Consider the following 1187-nt stretch of genomic DNA (forward strand, 5'->3'; position numbering starts at 1 on the left):
ATAATTAATATATGATATAAAATAATTAATATATGATATAAAATAATTAATATATGATATAAAATAATTAAAAGGAAGTTTTCATGAAAAAAATAGCATTTCATATTCAAAAAGGTGGTGTTGGCAAAACTACCTTAAGTGGTAATGTTGCAAGCTATTTGTCTAAAACAAAAAAAGTTGTATTGGTTGATTGTGATATACAGCAAGGAAGTTCTTCTACATGGTTTCTTAATCATGAAATTCTTAGGTTAGATATTAAAGATACTTTTTTAAAGAGGATAGATATAGATCAAGCATTGAAACAAATACAAAAAAATTTTTATATTTTGCCATGTGTTCCAAGCGGAACTTTTAGAAGAGATGTGCAACATAAATTGCAGGATTTTCCATACTTGATAGATGATTTTTGTGTGGAATTAGAAAAATTGGGATTTGAATTTGCGATTTTCGATTTGTCTCCCAGTTTTGAGCTTTGGGAGCGAAGAATTATTCTTGCAATGTGTGAAGTTGTTACCCCATTGACTCCAGAGTTTTTAAGTCTTGAAGGAATTAATATTTTTAAGGAAGAGTTTGATTCTTTGTTAAAATCTTATAGAAAAAAGGTTAAACACGAGAAGATTATTTGCAATATGCTCAATAGAAGTTTTAAAAGACACAATTTACACTTAAAACAATTTAAAACCTTTGGATATGATCTTTATGAGATTGGACAAGATGCTAAAATAGCAGAATCTCAGCTGTATAAAAAGTCGGTTTTTGATTACTATCCCGAGAGTAAATCTATCTTGGAACTTTCAAGATTGGGGGAAGCTTTATGCCTATAAGTAAAGAGGTTGATTTAGAAGAAATTATTAAACAAAATGTTAGTAAATCTAAATTTGCTTTTAGTGTTGACAATGATGTTATTGGTAATAATATCTCAAATATTAAGCTTGGTAGATCGAAAATGAAGATCAAACAAATAAGCGTGGGATTGAAATATGAATACTGGGTTGAATTTTATTCTATTTTAGATAAAAAGGGATTAACAGCATCCGGCTTTATAAGAACTTTAATTATGGAATATATAGAAACTTCTAAGAAATAATAAATTTAATTATGAACAACAAGTTTTATATATTTATAATAATATTTATAGCTTTAATTATAATTAAAGCTATAAATATTATTATAAATATATAAAACTT

General features: G+C 26.2%; 2 protein-coding genes. Both read left to right on the forward strand.

Annotated features, from left to right (window positions below):
- The first annotated feature begins 83 nt into the window (after positions 1 to 83).
- Positions 84 to 824 (forward strand): ParA family protein, encoded by a 741-nt coding sequence (locus BLO14_RS05905; RefSeq protein ID WP_091974032.1) that lies wholly within the window; start codon positions 84 to 86, stop codon positions 822 to 824.
- Positions 815 to 1087, forward strand: a complete 273-nt coding sequence (locus BLO14_RS05910) for a hypothetical protein (RefSeq protein WP_091974035.1) — start codon at positions 815 to 817, stop codon at positions 1085 to 1087. The genes BLO14_RS05905 and BLO14_RS05910 overlap by 10 nt, the downstream gene beginning before the upstream one ends.
- The last annotated feature ends 100 nt before the right edge of the window (positions 1088 to 1187 follow it).

It is taken from the genome of Borreliella japonica (assembly GCF_900099615.1).
GTDB lineage: Bacteria > Spirochaetota > Spirochaetia > Borreliales > Borreliaceae > Borreliella > Borreliella japonica.